The 17064-nt window shown below is 48.1% G+C and carries 20 protein-coding genes; 13 read left to right on the top strand and 7 right to left on the bottom strand.

All coding sequences use genetic code 11. The features are described from left to right. Positions 1-15: 15 nt before the first annotated feature. Positions 16-1134, top strand: a complete 1119-nt coding sequence (locus tag ABR335_RS11920) for an N-acetyldiaminopimelate deacetylase (RefSeq protein WP_035190111.1) — start codon at positions 16-18, stop codon at positions 1132-1134. A gap of 37 nt (positions 1135-1171) precedes the next feature. On the opposite strand, the gene yhfH is transcribed toward ABR335_RS11920, so the two are convergent. The 4 genes from yhfH to ABR335_RS11900 form a co-directional block, all read right to left on the bottom strand. Further along, on the bottom strand, positions 1172-1306 hold the full coding sequence (yhfH, locus tag ABR335_RS11915) for a protein YhfH (protein ID WP_013858915.1): 135 nt from the start codon (positions 1304-1306) through the stop codon (positions 1172-1174). A 456-nt stretch (positions 1307-1762) separates the two neighbouring features. Next, positions 1763-3430: a ribonuclease J1 gene (rnjA, locus tag ABR335_RS11910; protein WP_014095615.1), complete on the bottom strand. Its 1668-nt coding sequence runs from the start codon at positions 3428-3430 to the stop codon at positions 1763-1765. Between the two features lie 4 nt (positions 3431-3434). Next, positions 3435-3641, bottom strand: a complete 207-nt coding sequence (locus ABR335_RS11905) for a DNA-dependent RNA polymerase subunit epsilon (RefSeq protein ID WP_013858917.1) — start codon at positions 3639-3641, stop codon at positions 3435-3437. A gap of 128 nt (positions 3642-3769) precedes the next feature. After that, the gene (locus ABR335_RS11900) at positions 3770-4195 is read right to left on the bottom strand and encodes a hypothetical protein (RefSeq protein WP_128890946.1); all 426 of its coding nucleotides are present in this window, start codon (positions 4193-4195) and stop codon (positions 3770-3772) included. A 194-nt stretch (positions 4196-4389) separates the two neighbouring features. On the opposite strand from ABR335_RS11900, the gene pdhA reads away from it, so the two are divergent. The 6 genes from pdhA to ABR335_RS11870 all read left to right on the top strand — a co-directional run bounded on the left by pdhA (position 4390) and on the right by ABR335_RS11870 (position 10001). Continuing rightward, entirely contained in the window at positions 4390-5496 is a 1107-nt protein-coding gene (pdhA, locus tag ABR335_RS11895) for a pyruvate dehydrogenase (acetyl-transferring) E1 component subunit alpha (protein WP_014095614.1), read from the top strand. A 3-nt stretch (positions 5497-5499) separates the two neighbouring features. Continuing rightward, a complete protein-coding gene (locus ABR335_RS11890) occupies positions 5500-6477 on the top strand; it encodes an alpha-ketoacid dehydrogenase subunit beta (protein ID WP_014095613.1) in 978 nt (325 codons plus the stop codon). Between the two features lie 114 nt (positions 6478-6591). After that, a complete protein-coding gene (locus ABR335_RS11885; protein WP_014095612.1) occupies positions 6592-7905 on the top strand; it encodes a dihydrolipoamide acetyltransferase family protein in 1314 nt (437 codons plus the stop codon). 4 nt (positions 7906-7909) lie between these two features. Further along, entirely contained in the window at positions 7910-9322 is a 1413-nt protein-coding gene (gene lpdA, locus ABR335_RS11880; protein WP_014095611.1) for a dihydrolipoyl dehydrogenase, read from the top strand. Positions 9323-9508: 186 nt separating this feature from the next. Further along, complete coding sequence (locus tag ABR335_RS11875; RefSeq protein ID WP_014095610.1) at positions 9509-9751, top strand: hypothetical protein; 243 nt, start codon at positions 9509-9511, stop codon at positions 9749-9751. A 139-nt stretch (positions 9752-9890) separates the two neighbouring features. Next, positions 9891-10001: a GapA-binding peptide SR1P gene (locus ABR335_RS11870; protein ID WP_014095609.1), complete on the top strand. Its 111-nt coding sequence runs from the start codon at positions 9891-9893 to the stop codon at positions 9999-10001. Between the two features lie 128 nt (positions 10002-10129). On the opposite strand, the gene ABR335_RS11865 is transcribed toward ABR335_RS11870, so the two are convergent. Beyond that, on the bottom strand, positions 10130-11599 hold the full coding sequence (locus ABR335_RS11865) for an aminotransferase class I/II-fold pyridoxal phosphate-dependent enzyme (RefSeq protein ID WP_014095608.1): 1470 nt from the start codon (positions 11597-11599) through the stop codon (positions 10130-10132). A 120-nt stretch (positions 11600-11719) separates the two neighbouring features. On the opposite strand from ABR335_RS11865, the gene ABR335_RS11860 reads away from it, so the two are divergent. After that, positions 11720-11878, top strand: a complete 159-nt coding sequence (locus tag ABR335_RS11860; RefSeq protein WP_014095607.1) for a hypothetical protein — start codon at positions 11720-11722, stop codon at positions 11876-11878. Between the two features lie 34 nt (positions 11879-11912). Beyond that, complete coding sequence (locus tag ABR335_RS11855) at positions 11913-12200, top strand: UPF0223 family protein (RefSeq protein WP_014095606.1); 288 nt, start codon at positions 11913-11915, stop codon at positions 12198-12200. Positions 12201-12323: 123 nt separating this feature from the next. Here ABR335_RS11855 and ABR335_RS11850 read toward each other — a convergent pair whose 3' ends face one another. Continuing rightward, positions 12324-12944 (bottom strand): DUF1054 domain-containing protein, encoded by a 621-nt coding sequence (locus tag ABR335_RS11850; protein ID WP_104851357.1) that lies wholly within the window; start codon positions 12942-12944, stop codon positions 12324-12326. A gap of 195 nt (positions 12945-13139) precedes the next feature. Here ABR335_RS11850 and ABR335_RS11845 point away from each other — a divergent pair, with 195 nt between their 5' ends. Continuing rightward, positions 13140-13334: a hypothetical protein gene (locus ABR335_RS11845; protein ID WP_014095604.1), complete on the top strand. Its 195-nt coding sequence runs from the start codon at positions 13140-13142 to the stop codon at positions 13332-13334. Positions 13335-13536: 202 nt separating this feature from the next. Beyond that, entirely contained in the window at positions 13537-14331 is a 795-nt protein-coding gene (locus ABR335_RS11840) for an inositol monophosphatase family protein (protein ID WP_014095603.1), read from the top strand. A gap of 12 nt (positions 14332-14343) precedes the next feature. On the opposite strand, the gene ABR335_RS11835 is transcribed toward ABR335_RS11840, so the two are convergent. After that, a complete protein-coding gene (locus ABR335_RS11835; protein ID WP_014095602.1) occupies positions 14344-14529 on the bottom strand; it encodes a YlaF family protein in 186 nt (61 codons plus the stop codon). A gap of 124 nt (positions 14530-14653) precedes the next feature. Here ABR335_RS11835 and typA point away from each other — a divergent pair, with 124 nt between their 5' ends. Together typA and ABR335_RS11825 are read left to right on the top strand one after the other, a co-directional pair. Then, on the top strand, positions 14654-16498 hold the full coding sequence (gene typA, locus ABR335_RS11830) for a translational GTPase TypA (RefSeq protein ID WP_046721199.1): 1845 nt from the start codon (positions 14654-14656) through the stop codon (positions 16496-16498). Positions 16499-16562: 64 nt separating this feature from the next. Next, on the top strand, positions 16563-16895 hold the full coding sequence (locus tag ABR335_RS11825) for a YlaH-like family protein (RefSeq protein WP_014095600.1): 333 nt from the start codon (positions 16563-16565) through the stop codon (positions 16893-16895). Positions 16896-17064 lie beyond the last annotated feature (169 nt).

The following is a 17064-nucleotide window of genomic DNA, read 5'->3' as shown; positions in this document are numbered from 1 at the left end:
AAGGAAGGACTGGATATGGAAACGAATTTGATTGCCATCAGGCGGGATCTGCACCGGATTCCCGAACTCGGATACAAGGAGCATAAAACACAGCGGTACATCCTTGATTTTATTTCGCGTTTGCCAAAAGGCCATCTTGAAGTGAAAACATGGAAAACTGGGGTGCTTGTAAAAGTAAAGGGGACCTGCCCCGAAAAAAAGATCGGTTACCGGACGGATATAGACGGCCTGCCGATCAAAGAAGAGACAGGGTTCCCGTTTCAATCGGAACACGAAGGAAACATGCATGCGTGCGGTCACGATTTTCATATGACGATTGCACTCGGGATTTTATCGCATTTTGCAAACCGGCCCGTTAAGGATGATCTGATCTTTATTTTTCAGCCGGCAGAAGAAGGGCCTGGCGGGGCGAAAGCGATGCTGGAAGAAGTGCTGCACGATGAATGGCGGCCGGACCTTGTGATGGCGCTCCACGTTGCGCCGGAATACCCGGCCGGTACGGTGGCGGTAAAAAAGGGGCTGCTGTTTGCCAATACATCTGAACTGTATATTGACCTGGAAGGAAAGGGCGGGCATGCGGCCTATCCGCAACATACAAAGGATATGGTGGTGGCGGCGGCCCATCTGGTGACCCAGCTCCAGTCCATTATCTCACGCAATATCGACCCGCTCGACAGCGCAGTGGTGACCATCGGGAAAATCACCGGCGGCACGGTTCAAAATGCAATCGCGGAACATGCGCGCCTTGAAGGGACAATCCGCACATTATCAAGTGAAGCGATGGAAAAAGTGAAGCACAGGATTGAAGCGCTCACAAACGGGCTTTCGGCCGGTTTTGAGTGCCGGGCGGAAATTGATTACGGCTGTAATTATTACCAGGTGTTCAATCATCCGGAAGAGACCGCCCGCTTTATGGATTTTGTCCGAAGCTACGGCGGGGCGCACCTGCATGAATGCAGGGAGGCTTTAACAGGGGAGGATTTCGGCTATATGTTGAAAGAAATCCCTGGCTTTATGTTCTGGCTCGGAGTCGGGTCACCATACGGGCTGCACCATGCCAAATTTGCGCCGGACGAACGTGCGCTCGAGACAGCTGCCGATTTGATGGTAGCCTATATTTTATCGTTGCAATAAAAAAGAAGGGGAACTCCCCTTCTTTTTTATTACGGCGTTATTCTTCTTTTTTGGAAAGGCAATGGTCGCATTCCAGCATGTATGATTCTGCTTGTTCTTCAATCGGCTGACCGCATTCAGGGCATTGTTTCGCAGGCAATGTTTTGAAAAATTCAACTGGGCTCATCATCATTTTTCATCCATCTCCTTTTTCGTGTTTGGAATTGTATGCTGTTATAAAACCATTCAATGATGCTGCGACAGCCGGGCCCGGGCTGGTGTCAGCAAAAGTATGTTTTATAACAACAAATAATTTATCCTTCTGTTATAATACAGTATATACCCTGAAATTTGTTTTGTACAGTATTTTTTGCAAAAAAAAATAAAAAATTCTTTTCAAACGGGTGGATAAAATTGGAAACGTTTCCTCTGCAAAACGCCGGGCGGATCGGGTACACCGGTTTGGCGCGCCTTTTTCAAACAGACATACAAAAAAGCACTATGCTAACGGGGAGGACACTGAAAAAATGTGTTTTAAATTTATTTATACAATGCAAAAAAACGGCGAGACACGATGAATGGTGGTGTCTCGCCGTTTTTCGTTTTCTTTTGGACTTTTTAAGCGGGCTTCCTGACGGGATCCCCTTTTTTAAACTTCCATAATAATCGGCATAATCATCGGCCGGCGTTTCGTTTTTTCGTATAAAAACGGCGCCAGCGTATCCGTAATTTCATTTTTGATTTCGGCCCATTGCGTCGTTTTCCGTTCCATCACTTTATTCAAGTGCTTTGTGATGATCGTTTGCGCTTCGTTAATCAAATCGCCGGATTCACGCATGTACACAAAACCCCTTGAAATGATGTCAGGGCCGGATGCAATTTTAAACTCGTTCATATTGATGGCCACAACGACAATGACGAGCCCTTCTTCAGAAAGGATGCGGCGGTCGCGCAAAACAATATTGCCGATATCGCCAATGCCGCTCCCGTCAATATAGACAGAGCCGGATGGGATTTTGCCAGCAACTTCTGCGGTGTCATGACCGAGCGCCAGCACTTCCCCGTTATCCATGATAAAGCAGTTTTCTTCCGGAACGCCACAGTCGTTGGCAAGCTTGGCATGCATCCTGAGCATCCGGTATTCACCGTGGATTGGCATAAAATATTTTGGCTTGATCAGCCGCAGCATCAATTTCTGTTCTTCCTGACCGCCATGGCCTGATGTGTGCACATTGTTCAAAGACCCGCTGATCACATCGGCGCCGGCGCGGTACAGCAAATTAATCGTCCGGTTGATGCTTGTCGTATTACCCGGAATCGGGGAGGAAGAAAAAACGACGGTGTCGCCCGGTTGGATCTGGATCTGCCGGTGCGTGCCATTTGCAATTCTGGACAGTGCCGCCATCGGTTCGCCCTGGGTACCGGTACAAAGAATGGTAACCCGGTTGGCCGGCAGACGGTTCAATTGTTGTGTGTCAATAAACGTATCTTTCGGGGCACGGATATAGCCGAGATCACGGCCAATTTCAATCGCCGCTTCCATACTGCGCCCGAACACGGCAATTTTCCGACCCGCCAAAACAGCCGCTTCCGTCATCTGCTGCAGGCGGTGGATATTGGAGGCAAAGGTTGCAAAAATAATCCGTCCGTCCACTTTCCGGAAAATATCCTGAATGCTTTCCCCGACACGTCGTTCAGACATCGTAAAATGCGGCACTTCGCTGTTTGTGCTGTCGGACAAAAGGCAAAGCACGCCTTCTTTTCCGATTTCGGCCATTTTCGTTAAGTTGGCCGGCTCACCCACTGGTGTAAAGTCAAACTTAAAGTCGCCGGTGTGCACGATATTGCCCGGCGGCGTTTTGACGACGATGCCGTAAGAATCCGGAATGCTGTGCGTCGTCCGGAAAAACGTAACAGATGTTTTCCGGAATTTAATCACATCGTCTTCTTTAATTTCAATCAGCTTTGTCTGCCGGAGAAGACCGTGCTCTTCCAGCTTGTTCCGGATAAGGCCGAGTGCAAGCTTCCCGCCGTAAATCGGGACATTGATCTGGCGCAGCAAATACGGAATGCCGCCGATATGGTCTTCATGCCCGTGCGTAATAAACAGGCCCTTAATTTTGTCCGCGTTTTTCACGAGGTAGGTATAATCCGGGATGACATAGTCGATTCCGAGCAGTTCATCTTCCGGAAATTTGATGCCTGCATCAATTAAAATGATTTCATCTTGAAATTGTACGCCATAAGTATTTTTTCCGATTTCGCCTAATCCGCCGAGGGCGAAAACCGCTGTCTGGTCATTTTTAACAAATTTCATACAGTTACTCCGTTAATTTAAAATTTTCCTGCTGCTTTTCGTATTCAAGATATTTTCCCTCAAGCAGCTGAATGTATTCAATGTTGATTCGGCGGTCTTTCAACTTTTGGCGTACTTCCCTTTCCGATCCGGCTTCAATATAGAACGTCTTCGTGTTTTCCCGGACAGGAATCTCTTCAGGATTTTCCTGGTAATACACTTTGTAAATCATGATTAATCTCTCCTTGCTCCGTTTTCAATGTAACTTTTTCTATTATATATAAATCATGGTACATATCACAACTTTTTCATGGCCTTTTTTTCATAAAGAAAAGAATAATCCCTCTGGAAAAGAGGGATTCAAAAGTTCAGGCGATTAACTTTTTGCGCAGCATATCTTTCCACTGTTTTAAAAGCTTCTTCCTCAGCTTTTTTAACATTGTGGATCAACTCCCTACTTCTATTGTAATATTTATTTGGATATTGTAAAGGCGTGCGGCTCATCTTGTCCTTTATTATATGTAGGGAAAATGCGGAACCATCACGCCAAAATATGACAATTTCCGGCATGCCGGGAAAGATTGCTGCAAAAAATGGCAGCGTTTGCAACAACGTTTCGGGCCCGCGGAACCGGTTTTCCTGAAAACCTTCTCTCGCAACGTTTCCGCTTTTATAGTACAGTTTAAATTGCATATTGATACAGTTTTCCCGGGGAGAATGATTCGGTATATTAAAAAAATATCGGATAGAAAAAGCGTTTATAATTGACGCTTTTTTATTTTTCATGTACTCTATATATGTTGAATATAGTGTTGTATTAGTCACATCCGCTTTTTTATTGATACAGCGCTTTTTTGGCAGGCCAAAAATGATTGCGGTTACTTGAAAGAATTGTCGGTTTCTGCAGTAAACACACATTTTTTAAAATCGGCGAAATTGTATATCCATATATGCGGATAAAGAAAGGATTGGTGAACGGGATGGCTTCACGCACAAACCTTGATGAAGTAAAGACGCTTCATGATATTGAAGAAAAGTTTGAAACAGTCCAAATCTTAAATGAAGAAGGGAAAATTGTAAACGATTCCCTCATGCCGGATTTAACGGATGAACAGCTTCAGGAAATGATGCGGAGAATGGTGTATACGCGCATTCTTGATCAGCGGTCCATTTCCTTGAACCGCCAAGGCCGCCTCGGGTTTTACGCGCCGACTGCCGGCCAGGAAGCTTCCCAAATTGCTTCCCATTTTGCACTTGAAAAAGAGGACTTCATTCTCCCGGGATACCGCGATGTGCCGCAGCTGATCTGGCATGGCCTTCCGCTTGAACAGGCATTTTTATGGTCGCGTGGACATGTGGACGGGATGAAGGGCATTGAAAAATTGAACATTCTCCCGCCGCAAATCATTATCGGCGCTCAGTATGTGCAGACTGCCGGCGTTGCGCTCGGCATTAAAAAACGCGGCAAAAAGGCCGTTGCCGTGACATATACAGGGGACGGCGGCAGTTCACAAGGGGACTTTTACGAAGGCATAAACTTTGCGGGTGCTTTTAAAGCCCCAGCTGTTTTTATTGTTCAAAACAACCAGTTCGCGATTTCAACGCCGCGTTCCGTGCAAACTGCGGCCAAAACACTGGCGCAAAAAGCGGTGGCTGCAGGCATCCCGGGCATTGTAGTGGACGGCATGGACCCGTTTAGTGTATATGCGGCGGTAAAACGCGCGCGCGAACGGGCGCTCGCCGGAGAAGGTCCTTCTCTGATTGAAACGATCTGCTACCGTTTCGGCCCGCATACGATGAGCGGGGACGACCCGACGCGTTATCGTACGGAAGACCTTGACAATGAATGGGCGAAAAAAGATCCGCTCGTCCGTTTCCGCAAGTTCCTCGAACAGAAAAACCTGTGGAGCGAAGAGCAGGAAAATGAAACGATCGAACAGGCGAAAGAAGATATTAAAGCTGCCATTAAGAAAGCGGACAGCGCACCTAAACAGAAAGTGACGGATCTGATCTCCGTGATGTACGAAGAACTTCCGCAAACTTTAAAGGAACAATACGAATTTTACCAAGCAAAGGAGTCGAAATAAGCCATGGCCCAACTAACGATGATACAGGCAATTACGGATGCGCTCAGGACCGAGTTGAAAAATGATGAAAATGTTTTGGTATTCGGTGAAGACGTCGGCGTAAACGGCGGCGTCTTCCGGGCAACGGAAGGGCTGCAAAAAGAGTTCGGCAAAGACCGCGTCATCGATACGCCGCTCGCCGAATCCGGCATCAACGGGCTTGCCATCGGGCTTGCGCTCCAAGGGTTCCGGCCGGTTCCTGAAATCCAGTTTTTCGGCTTTGTTTTTGAAACGATGGACTCGATCCACGGCCAGATGGCGAGATACCGGTTCCGCACCGGCGGGGATTTGAAAATGCCGATTACGATCCGCGCTCCTTTCGGCGGAGGCGTGCATACGCCGGAAATGCATGCGGACAGCCTCGAAGGACTCATGGCGCAAACACCGGGCATTAAAGTTGTAATTCCGTCCACGCCTTATGATGCGAAAGGGTTGCTTATCTCCGCGATCCGGGACAATGACCCGGTCGTTTTTCTCGAACATATGAAACTGTACCGTTCTTTCCGGGAAGAAGTGCCGGAAGAAGAATATACGATTCCGCTCGGAAAAGCCGATGTAAAACGGGAAGGAAAAGATATTTCGATTATCGCTTACGGCGCAATGGTCCATGAATCATTGAAAGCAGCGGATGAACTTGAAAAAGAAGGGTACTCCGCAGAAGTGGTTGATCTCCGTACAGTCAGCCCGCTTGATGTAGAAACGATTGTGGCGTCTGTGGAAAAAACAAACCGCGCCATTGTCGTCCAGGAAGCACAGCGCCAGGCCGGCGTTGCGGCAAACGTCGTTGCGGAAATCAACGAACGCGCGATTTTGAGCCTGGAAGCACCAGTATTGCGCGTAACAGCGCCGGATACCGTTTATCCGTTCTCGCAGGCGGAAGGCGTTTGGATTCCGACCTATAAAGATATTTTGGAAAAAGCAAAAGAGACATTGACATTCTAAACCGGTTTTTGCCGTAAACGGGTGATGGCGGCGCGTTGAACCGAGATACATTCCAATCAAGTTTTTTGCTGCACCTTGATGGGGGCGCATTTTGAAAAAAGGAGCGTGAACACCTTGTCATTTGAATTCAGGCTGCCGGATATCGGCGAAGGGATCCACGAAGGCGAGATTGTAAAATGGTTTATTAAACCGGGCGATAAAGTTTCGGAAGATGATGTGCTTTGTGAAGTGCAAAATGACAAATCGGTTGTCGAAATTCCGTCCCCTGTGGAAGGGACTGTTGAAGACATTCTTGTTGAAGAAGGGAGCGTCGCAGTTGTCGGCGACGTCCTTGTAAAATTCGATGCGCCCGGATATGAAAATCTTAAATTTAAAGGGGATCATGGGCAAGATCAGAAAGAAGAGGCGGCAGAAAGTGCAAAACCGGAACCGGCCAAACCGGAACCGGCAAAACAGGAAACAGCTGAAACTGCCAAGCCTGCTGAAAAAGAAGCAGAACATGGCTCCGAATCCGCGGATCGCCGCGTGATCGCAATGCCATCCGTACGGAAATATGCCCGGGAAAAAGGTGTCGATATCCAGCTTGTGTCCGGAACCGGAAAAAACGGCCGCGTGCTCCGCGAAGATATCGATGCGTATGTGAACGGGCCGCAGCAGCCGGAAGCGGAAACCGGCAAAACCGAAGCACAGGCACCTGCTTCCCAGAATGCTATTCCTGAAGGGGAATTCCCTGAAACACGTGAACCGATGAGCGGCATCCGCAAAGTGATTGCAAAAGCGATGGTCAACTCGAAACAAACCGCGCCGCATGTTACGCTGATGGATGATGTCGATGTGACGGCACTGGTCGCGCACCGGAAAAAATTCAAAGAGATCGCGGCAGAAAAAGGCATCAAACTGACTTTCCTGCCGTATGTCGTAAAAGCGCTCGTCAGCACGCTGCGGGAATACCCGGTTTTAAATAGTTCGATTGATGATGAAACGAATGAAATCATCCATAAGCATTATTACAATATCGGGATTGCCGCTGATACGGAGCGCGGCTTGCTTGTGCCGGTCGTCAAACACGCCGACCGCAAACCGGTATTTGCGGTTTCCAAAGAAATTAATGAACTGGCTGAAAAAGCAAGAGATGGAAAGCTTGCCCCGAACGAAATGAAAGGCGCTTCCATTACGATTTCCAATATCGGTTCCGCCGGCGGGCAATGGTTTACACCGGTTATCAACCGTCCGGAAGTGGCCATTTTAGGAATCGGCCGGATTGCAGAAAAGCCGGTCGTTAAAAACGGTGAAATTGTTGCAGCGCCTGTACTGGCGTTGTCGCTCAGTTTTGACCACCGTATCATCGATGGTGCCACCGCACAAAATGCGTTAAATCATATCAAACGTTTGTTGCATGATCCAGAACTTTTATTAATGGAGGCGTAATCTGATGGTTGTAGGAGATTTTCCAATTGAAACCGACACAATTGTAATCGGCGCAGGGCCTGGCGGATATGTCGCGGCCATCCGGGCAGCCCAGCTCGGCCAAAAAGTGACGATCGTTGAAAAGCAGTTTATCGGCGGGGTTTGCTTAAATGTAGGATGCATTCCTTCAAAAGCGCTCATTTCGGCGGCGCACCGCTATGAATACGCAACGGAATCCGAGGCGCTCGGCATTGCCGTTGAAAATGCAAAAATTGATTTTGGGAAAGTGCAGGAATGGAAATCCGGCGTCGTGAAAAAACTGACCGGAGGCGTAGAAAGCCTGTTAAAAGGCAACAAAATTGACATCGTCCGCGGGGAAGCCTATTTTGTCGATGACCATACGCTTCGTGTAATGGACGAGAAATCAGCGCAAACCTATACATTTAAAAATGCGATTCTCGCAACCGGTTCGCGACCGATTGAAATCCCTTCCTTCAAATTTTCAGAACGCGTCATTGATTCAACCGGCGCGCTGAGTTTGAAGGAAATTCCGGAAAAACTCGTCATTATCGGCGGCGGCGTCATCGGAATGGAACTCGGGACAGCCTATGCAAAATTCGGGACGAAAGTAACGATTTTGGAAGGGGCAAAAGACATTATCGGCGGCGCGTTTGAAAAACAAATGACTTCCCTCGTTGTCCGCAAGCTGAAAAAACGGGGTGTCGAAATTATCACGGAAGCGATGGCAAAAGGCGTGGAAGAGAAGGAAAACGGCGTAGTTGTCACGTATGAAGCAAAAGGCCAGGAACAAAAAGTGGAAGGCGATTATGTGCTGGTTACGGTCGGGCGCCGTCCAAACACAGATGAACTCGGCCTTGAACAGTTGAATTTAAAGATGACAGACAGGGGCATTATCGAAGTGGATAAACAGTGCCGGACAAGCGTGCCGAATATTTATGCCATCGGCGATATTGTCCCGGGCCCGCAGCTTGCCCACAAAGCCTCCTATGAAGGGAAGATTGCGGCCGAAGCCATTTCCGGGCAGCCGGCCGAAGTGGATTACCTCGGCATTCCGGTCATTGTCTTTTCTGATCCGGAACTTGCAACGGTCGGCTATACAGAACAGCAGGCAAAAGAAGAGGGCATTGATTATGCAGTCGGCAAATTTCCGTACGGCGCGAACGGGCGGGCACTTGCCCTTGAAGCCGGCGAAGGTTTCGTCAAACTGATTACACGCAAAGAAGACGGGCTGTTGATCGGTGGCCAAATCGTCGGGATCAGCGCTTCCGATATTATTTCGGAAATCGGCCTCGCAATCGAGGCGGGCATGACAGCGGAAGATATCGCGCTGACGATCCATGCCCACCCGACATTAGGGGAAATTACGATGGAAGCGGCCGAAGCGGCACTCGGCACCCCAGTCCATATTTTAAAATAATGATTCAAAGGCTTCACACCGGGAAGGCTGCCCCGGCGTGAAGCCTTTTTCCGTTTAAAGGCGCCGCTATAAGGCTATAACAGTAACAACTGCATATGGGACAGATTTTTTCGTGCTGGCAGGCAAGGTTATAACAACGAAACTGCGTGCATATTTTGAATTATGATGAAAGGTGCAGGTGGGACAATGAAATGTACGGTGGCATTTTTATTCCAGATCATGATATGGAGCGGTTTTAAACTGGCAGAGTGGTTGTCCGATCACGATCCAGTTATTTTTACCGCCGCCCTGTTCATTATTTTTTTATTCATTGCCTTTGCCCTGGCAAAATCAATTGTGCATTCGCTCCGGGCTGCATCTGTGGTAACGGTGCTGAGTCTCGCTGTATACGGGCTTGTGGAAGTGTCATTTTCAAAACTGATTTTCTAAAACAACCGCAAAATGATTTCGCTTTCAATTGTATAACATAATTTAAAATATGTTATACAAAATCCTTGATTTTTTCTCCAGTATGACATATTATAATATTACAAGCGATTACAAAAAGCGCAAAGGGGAGGAAAATCGGATGGGAATCATTGTTTGCCAATCATGCGATGCCACGATTGACCACGTTGAGGAAGAAAAAGTATCCGTGCTTTACTCAACGTGTGACCAATGTAAACACGAAGAAGAATAGTCCTGAACTGTAGCACTTGATTTTTCCAATGCATGCGTCCATTTTCTCTCGGCCGGCTTGTTGCCCGGCTTTTTTTGCGTGATGGGACAAAAAAGCAGGCGGGAAGGCCCCAGCCTGCTTTTTCAAACTTATTGAATGGCATGATGTTCTTTAATGACGCGGATCGTTTGCAATGTTTCGTCTTCAGGCCCCTGTACGGGAAGGCCGGCTTCGATGTTTTTCCGGATATAAGCAATGTTTTCTTCCGTAATAATTTCCCCCGGGATAAAAATCGGAATGCCCGGCGGATAGACCATGACAAACTCGGCAATGATCCTGCCAGCAGAACCGGAAAGCGGAATGGATTCCGTCTCGGCATAAAAGGCATCACGCGGCGAGAGGGCAAGCGATGGAATTTCGGGAAGCATCACTTTCACCCCTACCTTGCCGGACAAATGCGAGAACGTGTCGGACAAGCTGTGTAAAGCCTCAACGAGCAAGTCCAGCTCCGTTTCCGTATCCCCGGGCGTCACAATGCAAAGAATATTGTACAAATCAGAGAGTTCCACTTCTATATGGTAGGTTTCACGCAGCCATTTTTCCGCATCATGGCCGGTGATCCCCAAATCTTTTACAGAGATGATCAACTTCGCCGGATCGTAATCATATGTTGCTTTCGTTTGGAGGATCTCGCTTCCGGCGCAATACAAATGATCGATTTCGTTTATCCGCTCCCGTGTTTTTTGCGCAAGGCGGGTTGTTTCCTTGATGATCGTGCTTCCCTCGGTTGCAAGCCTTTTTCGGGCGACATCGAGCGAAGCCAGTAAAATGTAGGAAGTGGACGTGGTCGTCAGCATGCTGAAAATGCTTTGGACACGTTTTTTCGATACAAGCCCTTCCTTCAGATTCAAGATCGAACTTTGCGTCAGCGAGCCGCCAAGCTTGTGGACGCTCGTTGCGGCCATATCGGCGCCGGCCTGCATGGCGGAAACCGGCAGTTCATCGTCAAAATGAATATGGACACCGTGTGCCTCGTCCACCAGTACCGGGACATGGCAGGCATGGGATATATCCACAATGCTATTCAAATCAGCGGAAATGCCGTAATAGGTCGGATTAATGACCAGAACGGCTTTCGCATCGGGATGCTGCTTGAGCGCTTTGGAAACGGACGCCGGGGTAATGCCGTGTGAGATGCCAAGCAAAGGATCCACTTCCGGGTGGATAAAAACGGGCACGGCGCCGGAAAACACAATCGCAGACATCACCGATTTATGGACATTGCGTGGCACAATAATTTTATCGCCCGGCCCGCAGACGCTCATCACCATGGCCATAATCGCGCCGCTCGTCCCTTGTACGGAAAAAAACGTGGCATCCGCACCGAATGCTTCCGCCGCAAGCTTCTGCGCCTCCTCAATCATGCCATGGGGCTGGTGAAGATCATCGAGCGGCTCGATATTAATTAAATCCAGTTTTAATACATTGTCGCCGATGAATTTGCGAAAATCAGGATCCATCCCGCGCCCGGTTTTATGGCCGGGAATATGGAATTGGACGGGATTTCGTTCAATATGCCGGAGAAGCCCGGTGTATAACGGCGTGTGATATTGTGACAATCATTCCACCTCTTTATCTCATTGCTTGCTTTTGAAGAAAAACAAGATGAATTATAGCATTCCGGACACAGTTTTTAAATAGTTTTTCTTTGCACAGGGAAAAAAAGCCGGATGCGGGCAATGGAAAAAGATAAAGCGCATAAAGCATGGAGAAATGAGGGGAAGCTAGACGGTGAATGTACAAGGCGGGGAGCCATGGGAAACCAAACGGATGGTAGCCCTTGTATTCCGGCAGATGGCGGCATCATTGGCCAGGCGGAAGCGATTCAGGTAAAATAGAACGGGTATACAGAAGAAAAGCGAGGTGGTTTGGATGGAATATCCATATCCGATTTCAGCTGACTGGTCGACACAGGAAGTCATCGACGCCGTTCAATTTTTCGAAGCGGTGGAAGAAGCATATGAAAAAGGGGTCAACCGGGATGTGCTGCTTGCCAGGTACCGCCGTTTTAAAGAAATCGTCCCCGGGAAGGCGGATGAGCGGAATATATGCAATGAATTTGAAGAGGCGAGCGGTTATTCCCCGTACCGGGCCATCAAGAAAATGAAGGAAGAGCAGGGACCGGTCATTAAAATGGATAAAAACGGATCGCGCGATTAGCGGCACGGAAAGAAAGCAGCATCACCCGCTGATGCTGCTTTTAAATTGTCTGCAAATTACGAATCGGCACAGGAGAAAAAGCGCACCGTGTTCCGGCGCGCTTTTTTCCACTCTGCATGCTGTTTAGGCCATTTTGTAGATGGGTAATACATGTACAAAGACGTCCTCGATCGTTTTGGCCAGTTCATCCGGGGACATGCCGGCTGCTTCTTCCCGCGGGATCTCAAGCCCGCAAAGCATTTCGGCTTTTTTAACAACCTGCATCCGTCTGAAAAACGTGTTTAAAGTATGGGGATTCATACGGTCAGTGCGGATGCCACCCGGTTTTGTATGATCATCCGACCAAATGTAATGGCCGGGTATATTTTCTAAAATCGGATCAATTTTCTTTTCGAGTTTTTTTCCGATGGACGCTTTTTGCGGGCACTCATTCATGACGGCCGTGACAATGAAGAGCCGGTCTTCCCACAGCCCGATTTGAAAATGAGGAAGCATTTTGTAGCCGCGCTTGCCAGGGGAAAAGGCCACCCACGTATCTTTCGGCGGATTGACGGTACGGCGGGCGTGTTTGGCAACATGATAAAATATTTCTTCACCGGTCAGAACCGACAAAACCGGCGAAAAATATTCCCCTAATGCTTCAAGTTTCGGGCGGACGGTTGATTTCAGCTGTTCCATCCGCTGATCGAGGCCTTCGATCCGGAAAACGTCAAAATCCTGTCCGGTAAAAGCGGTGATGCCCATTTGTTCACCTCCGTTCTGTATGAACCATGGGGATATTCCTATTTTATCATCCATCAGGGAGGTTTAACAAATAAAAGCCGGTGGGTAAAAATAGGTATACACACAATTTTGTTACATCAATCGAGATTACACATAATATATATAAAGATAATATCAGAAAATTCATATCATTACCCCAGGAGGATGTGAAGAAAAATGAAACAAGTAATCTCTTCGGTGAAAAGAAAACCTTATGAAAGAAAACGGATTGCAGTATTGCGCATGGAACTGGATTACGAACTGGCTACGTTATATGAAGCGATGGAAATGAAAGATGAAGAGCAAAAAGGAAAGTCGATTAAGCGTCTGGAAAAAATCCGTGAAGAACTGCTGAAAATGAAAGCCATGTAATGGAACGAAAAGGCAGGATGTCGTTGAAAGCGGACTCCCTGTATTGGATACAGATGGGGTTCGTTTTTGTGCAGGAGAGGTTCATCTTTACTGACAAAACCGCTATGGGAAAACGATTTCGGACGCATTCTCAAAACTTGATAATTGTCTTTATTTCCTTTACGCTTAAGGGAAATGATTTGCATAGATGGAGGGCCCGACTATGGACAGATGGGAAGAAATCAATACATATGCCGTCCGGTGGATCAGGGAAGCGGGCGAGCGGATTCTTGCTTCGCAAAAACCGCTGCAAATTGAAACAAAATCGGACCGCAATGATCTGGTTACCAATATTGACAAGGAAACAGAACAATTTTTAATCGGCAAAATCCGGACAACCTTTCCGGATCACCACATTTTGGGTGAAGAAGGCTTCGGTGAGGATATTCGTGATACAGAAGGCATCCTCTGGATTGTGGATCCGATTGACGGGACGGTCAATTTTGTCCACCAAAAAGTCAATTTCATGATTTCCATTGGGGTCTACGAGAACGGAGAAGGCAAACTGGGCTATATTTATGATGTCGTCCGGAAAGAATTGTATTTTGCAGAAAAGGGCAAGGGGGCTTATTTTAACGGGGAACGGATTCCGTTACTTGCGCAAAACAGGCTGGAAGATACGATCCTTGCGCTGAATCCGTATTGCATGGTGGAAAACAGGGGTATCGACCCGGCCCGTCTGGCAGCGCTTGTCAGGGATGTGCGCGGCACAAGGAGTTACGGGTCGGCAGCGCTTGAGCTTGCTTATGTGGCAATGGGAAGGCTTGATGCTTATATTACGATGCGCCTGTCGCCGTGGGATTTTGCCGCCGGGAAAGTGATCGTGGAAGAAGTGGGCGGCGTTGTGACGGATGTTTTCGGGCGCCCGCTCGATATGCTCGGGAACAGTTCCGTGTTTGCCGGCAAGCCCGGGCTGCATGAGGAAATTTTAAAGCGGTATCTAAAAGGGCAGGAATAAGAAAAGAGGGGCTCACAGTTTCCCCTCTTCACGCATTTTTTTCTTTGTTTTAAAGCCGAATCCCATAATGACAATGAGAAGCGCGGTGCAACCGAGAATGCCGGCAACGCTTTGGGCGCCGATCGCAACGCCGATGCCGCACATGGAAAGGAATGCAGCCAGTGAAAAGAACACAAATACCCATTTGATTTCCCGCATATGATGAACCTCCCTCTCCCCTTATTTTAGCGAAAATGTTTTAATAAAGCCAGCATTGTGTTATAATATTTTAGTTAAAGGTACAGACTAACATAGATTTGCGTTTAGGCAGGAGGAAATGTTTTTGAAAAGAAGAGAAGATTTACGCAACATTGCCATTATCGCGCACGTAGACCATGGGAAGACGACACTTGTGGACCAGCTGTTGAAGCAGTCCGGTACTTTCCGTGCCAATGAGCATGTTGAAGAACGTGCAATGGATTCCAATGATTTGGAACGGGAAAGAGGCATTACGATCCTTGCCAAAAATACGGCAGTTCATTATAAAGATAAGAAAATCAATATTTTGGATACTCCGGGACATGCTGACTTTGGCGGCGAAGTCGAACGGATTATGAAAATGGTGGACGGGGTCTTGCTTGTGGTGGATGCCTATGAAGGGTGTATGCCGCAGACGCGTTTCGTGCTGAAAAAAGCGCTGGAACAAAACCTGACGCCGATTGTAGTCGTAAACAAAATTGACCGCGATTTTGCACGCCCTGAAGAAGTGGTTGATGAAGTGCTTGAATTATTTATTGAGCTGGATGCTAATGATGAACAGCTGGAATTTCCGGTTGTGTATGCTTCCGCCATCAACGGGACGGCAAGCCTCGATCCGGATCCGGCCAAACAGGAAGAAAATATGAAAGTGCTGTTTGATACGATTATCGAACATATTCCGGCACCTGTCGACAACCGCGAAGAACCGCTCCAGTTCCAGGTTGCCCTGCTTGATTACAACGATTATGTCGGGCGGATCGGCATCGGCCGCATTTTCCGCGGAAAAATGCATGTCGGCCAGCAGGTGGCATTGATGAAGCTGGACGGCAGCGTCAAGCAGTTCCGTGTCACCAAAATGTTCGGTTTCTTCGGGCTGAAGCGGGAAGAAATTGAGGAAGCATATGCCGGGGATTTAATTGCGGTATCCGGAATGGAAGACATCAATGTCGGGGAAACGGTCTGCCCGGTTGAACACCAGGAAGCACTGACGCCGCTCCGCATTGATGAGCCGACTTTGCAAATGACTTTCCTTGTCAACAACAGCCCGTTTGCCGGCCGTGAAGGAAAATTTGTGACGGCGCGGAAAATTGAAGAACGGCTCCGTTCGCAGCTGCAGACGGATGTCAGCTTGCGTGTTGAAAACACTGACTCTCCGGATGCATGGGTTGTATCTGGACGGGGGGAACTGCATTTATCCATTTTAATTGAAAATATGCGCCGTGAAGGGTTTGAACTGCAGGTTTCAAAACCGAAAGTGATCATTAAAGAAATCGACGGCGTCAAATGCGAACCGGTGGAACGTGTCCAAATCGATACACCGGAAGAACACACCGGTGCGATTATTGAGTCGCTCGGTTCCCGGAAAGGCGAAATGCTCGATATGATCAATAACGGAAATGGACAAGTCCGCCTGATTTTCAATGTCCCGGCCCGCGGATTGATCGGCTATACGACCGAATTTATGACGCTCACGAGGGGTTACGGCATTTTAAACCATACGTTTGATTCCTACCAGCCAATGCAGTCTGGTCGTGTCGGCGGCCGCAGAAACGGCGTTCTCGTCTCCATGGAAACGGGCAAAGCCACGACATACGGCATGATGCAGGTGGAAGACCGTGGCACGCTGTTTGTCGAGCCAGGCACGGACATTTATGAAGGCATGATCGTCGGGGAAAACTCCCGTGAAAATGATATTGCTGTCAATATTACGAAAGCAAAACACGCGACAAACGTCCGCTCGGCAACAAAAGATCAGACGGCGGTCATCAAAAAGCCGCGCATAATGTCGTTAGAACAGGCGCTCGAATACCTGAACGACGACGAATATTGCGAAGTGACGCCAGAATCAATCCGGCTGCGCAAAAAAATCCTGAATAAGAGCGAGCGCGAAAAAGCGCAGAAACGGGCAAAAGCAGCAGAGAATGCATAAGCAAAGAATAGGGCCGGCATGACCCTGTTCTTTCATATATTCAAAGGGGAAAAGGGGAGATAGGATGACAAGCGAGGCGGTTCACCACCAATTGTCATTTTTTGCGGCGTTGTACAAAGTGGATGAAAACCCGGAACCGGGGATGTGGGCCTTGTATCTGACCATCGTCGTTCTTTCGGTCATTGTCTACCGGCTCGGATTTGCGAGAAAGTTGCCAGTTCTGAAATCTGCTGTTATTTATGTACTGCTCCTTTTGGGATGCACGCTGCTCACGTTTTTTGCCATCTTTTTGCCCGTGGGGGAGTCGCTCTGTTTAGCGGCTGTTGTGCTCGGCGTTTACAAAATCCGCCTGTATCAGCATAAAAAAACTGAAAAAAAGGAACGTTTTCCAATGTAGCACGCTTCCGGTTCCGGAAGCTTTTTTTTGTGCCGCAAAAGAACTGGACGCGCGCAATGATTCTAACCGGACTTGCCCGTACATATACTTTAGCAGTGCCTGGTCCTTTGTCCAATCCCAGCGATGAACAGGTCACACCGCGCTCACATAAACTAACATAATCCATATG

This window comes from Heyndrickxia faecalis, from assembly GCF_040267745.1.
GTDB classification, from domain to species: domain Bacteria; phylum Bacillota; class Bacilli; order Bacillales; family Bacillaceae_C; genus Weizmannia; species Weizmannia faecalis.
The sequence above is the reverse complement of the archived record's forward strand: the minus strand, read 5'-3'. Positions and strand labels throughout refer to the sequence as shown.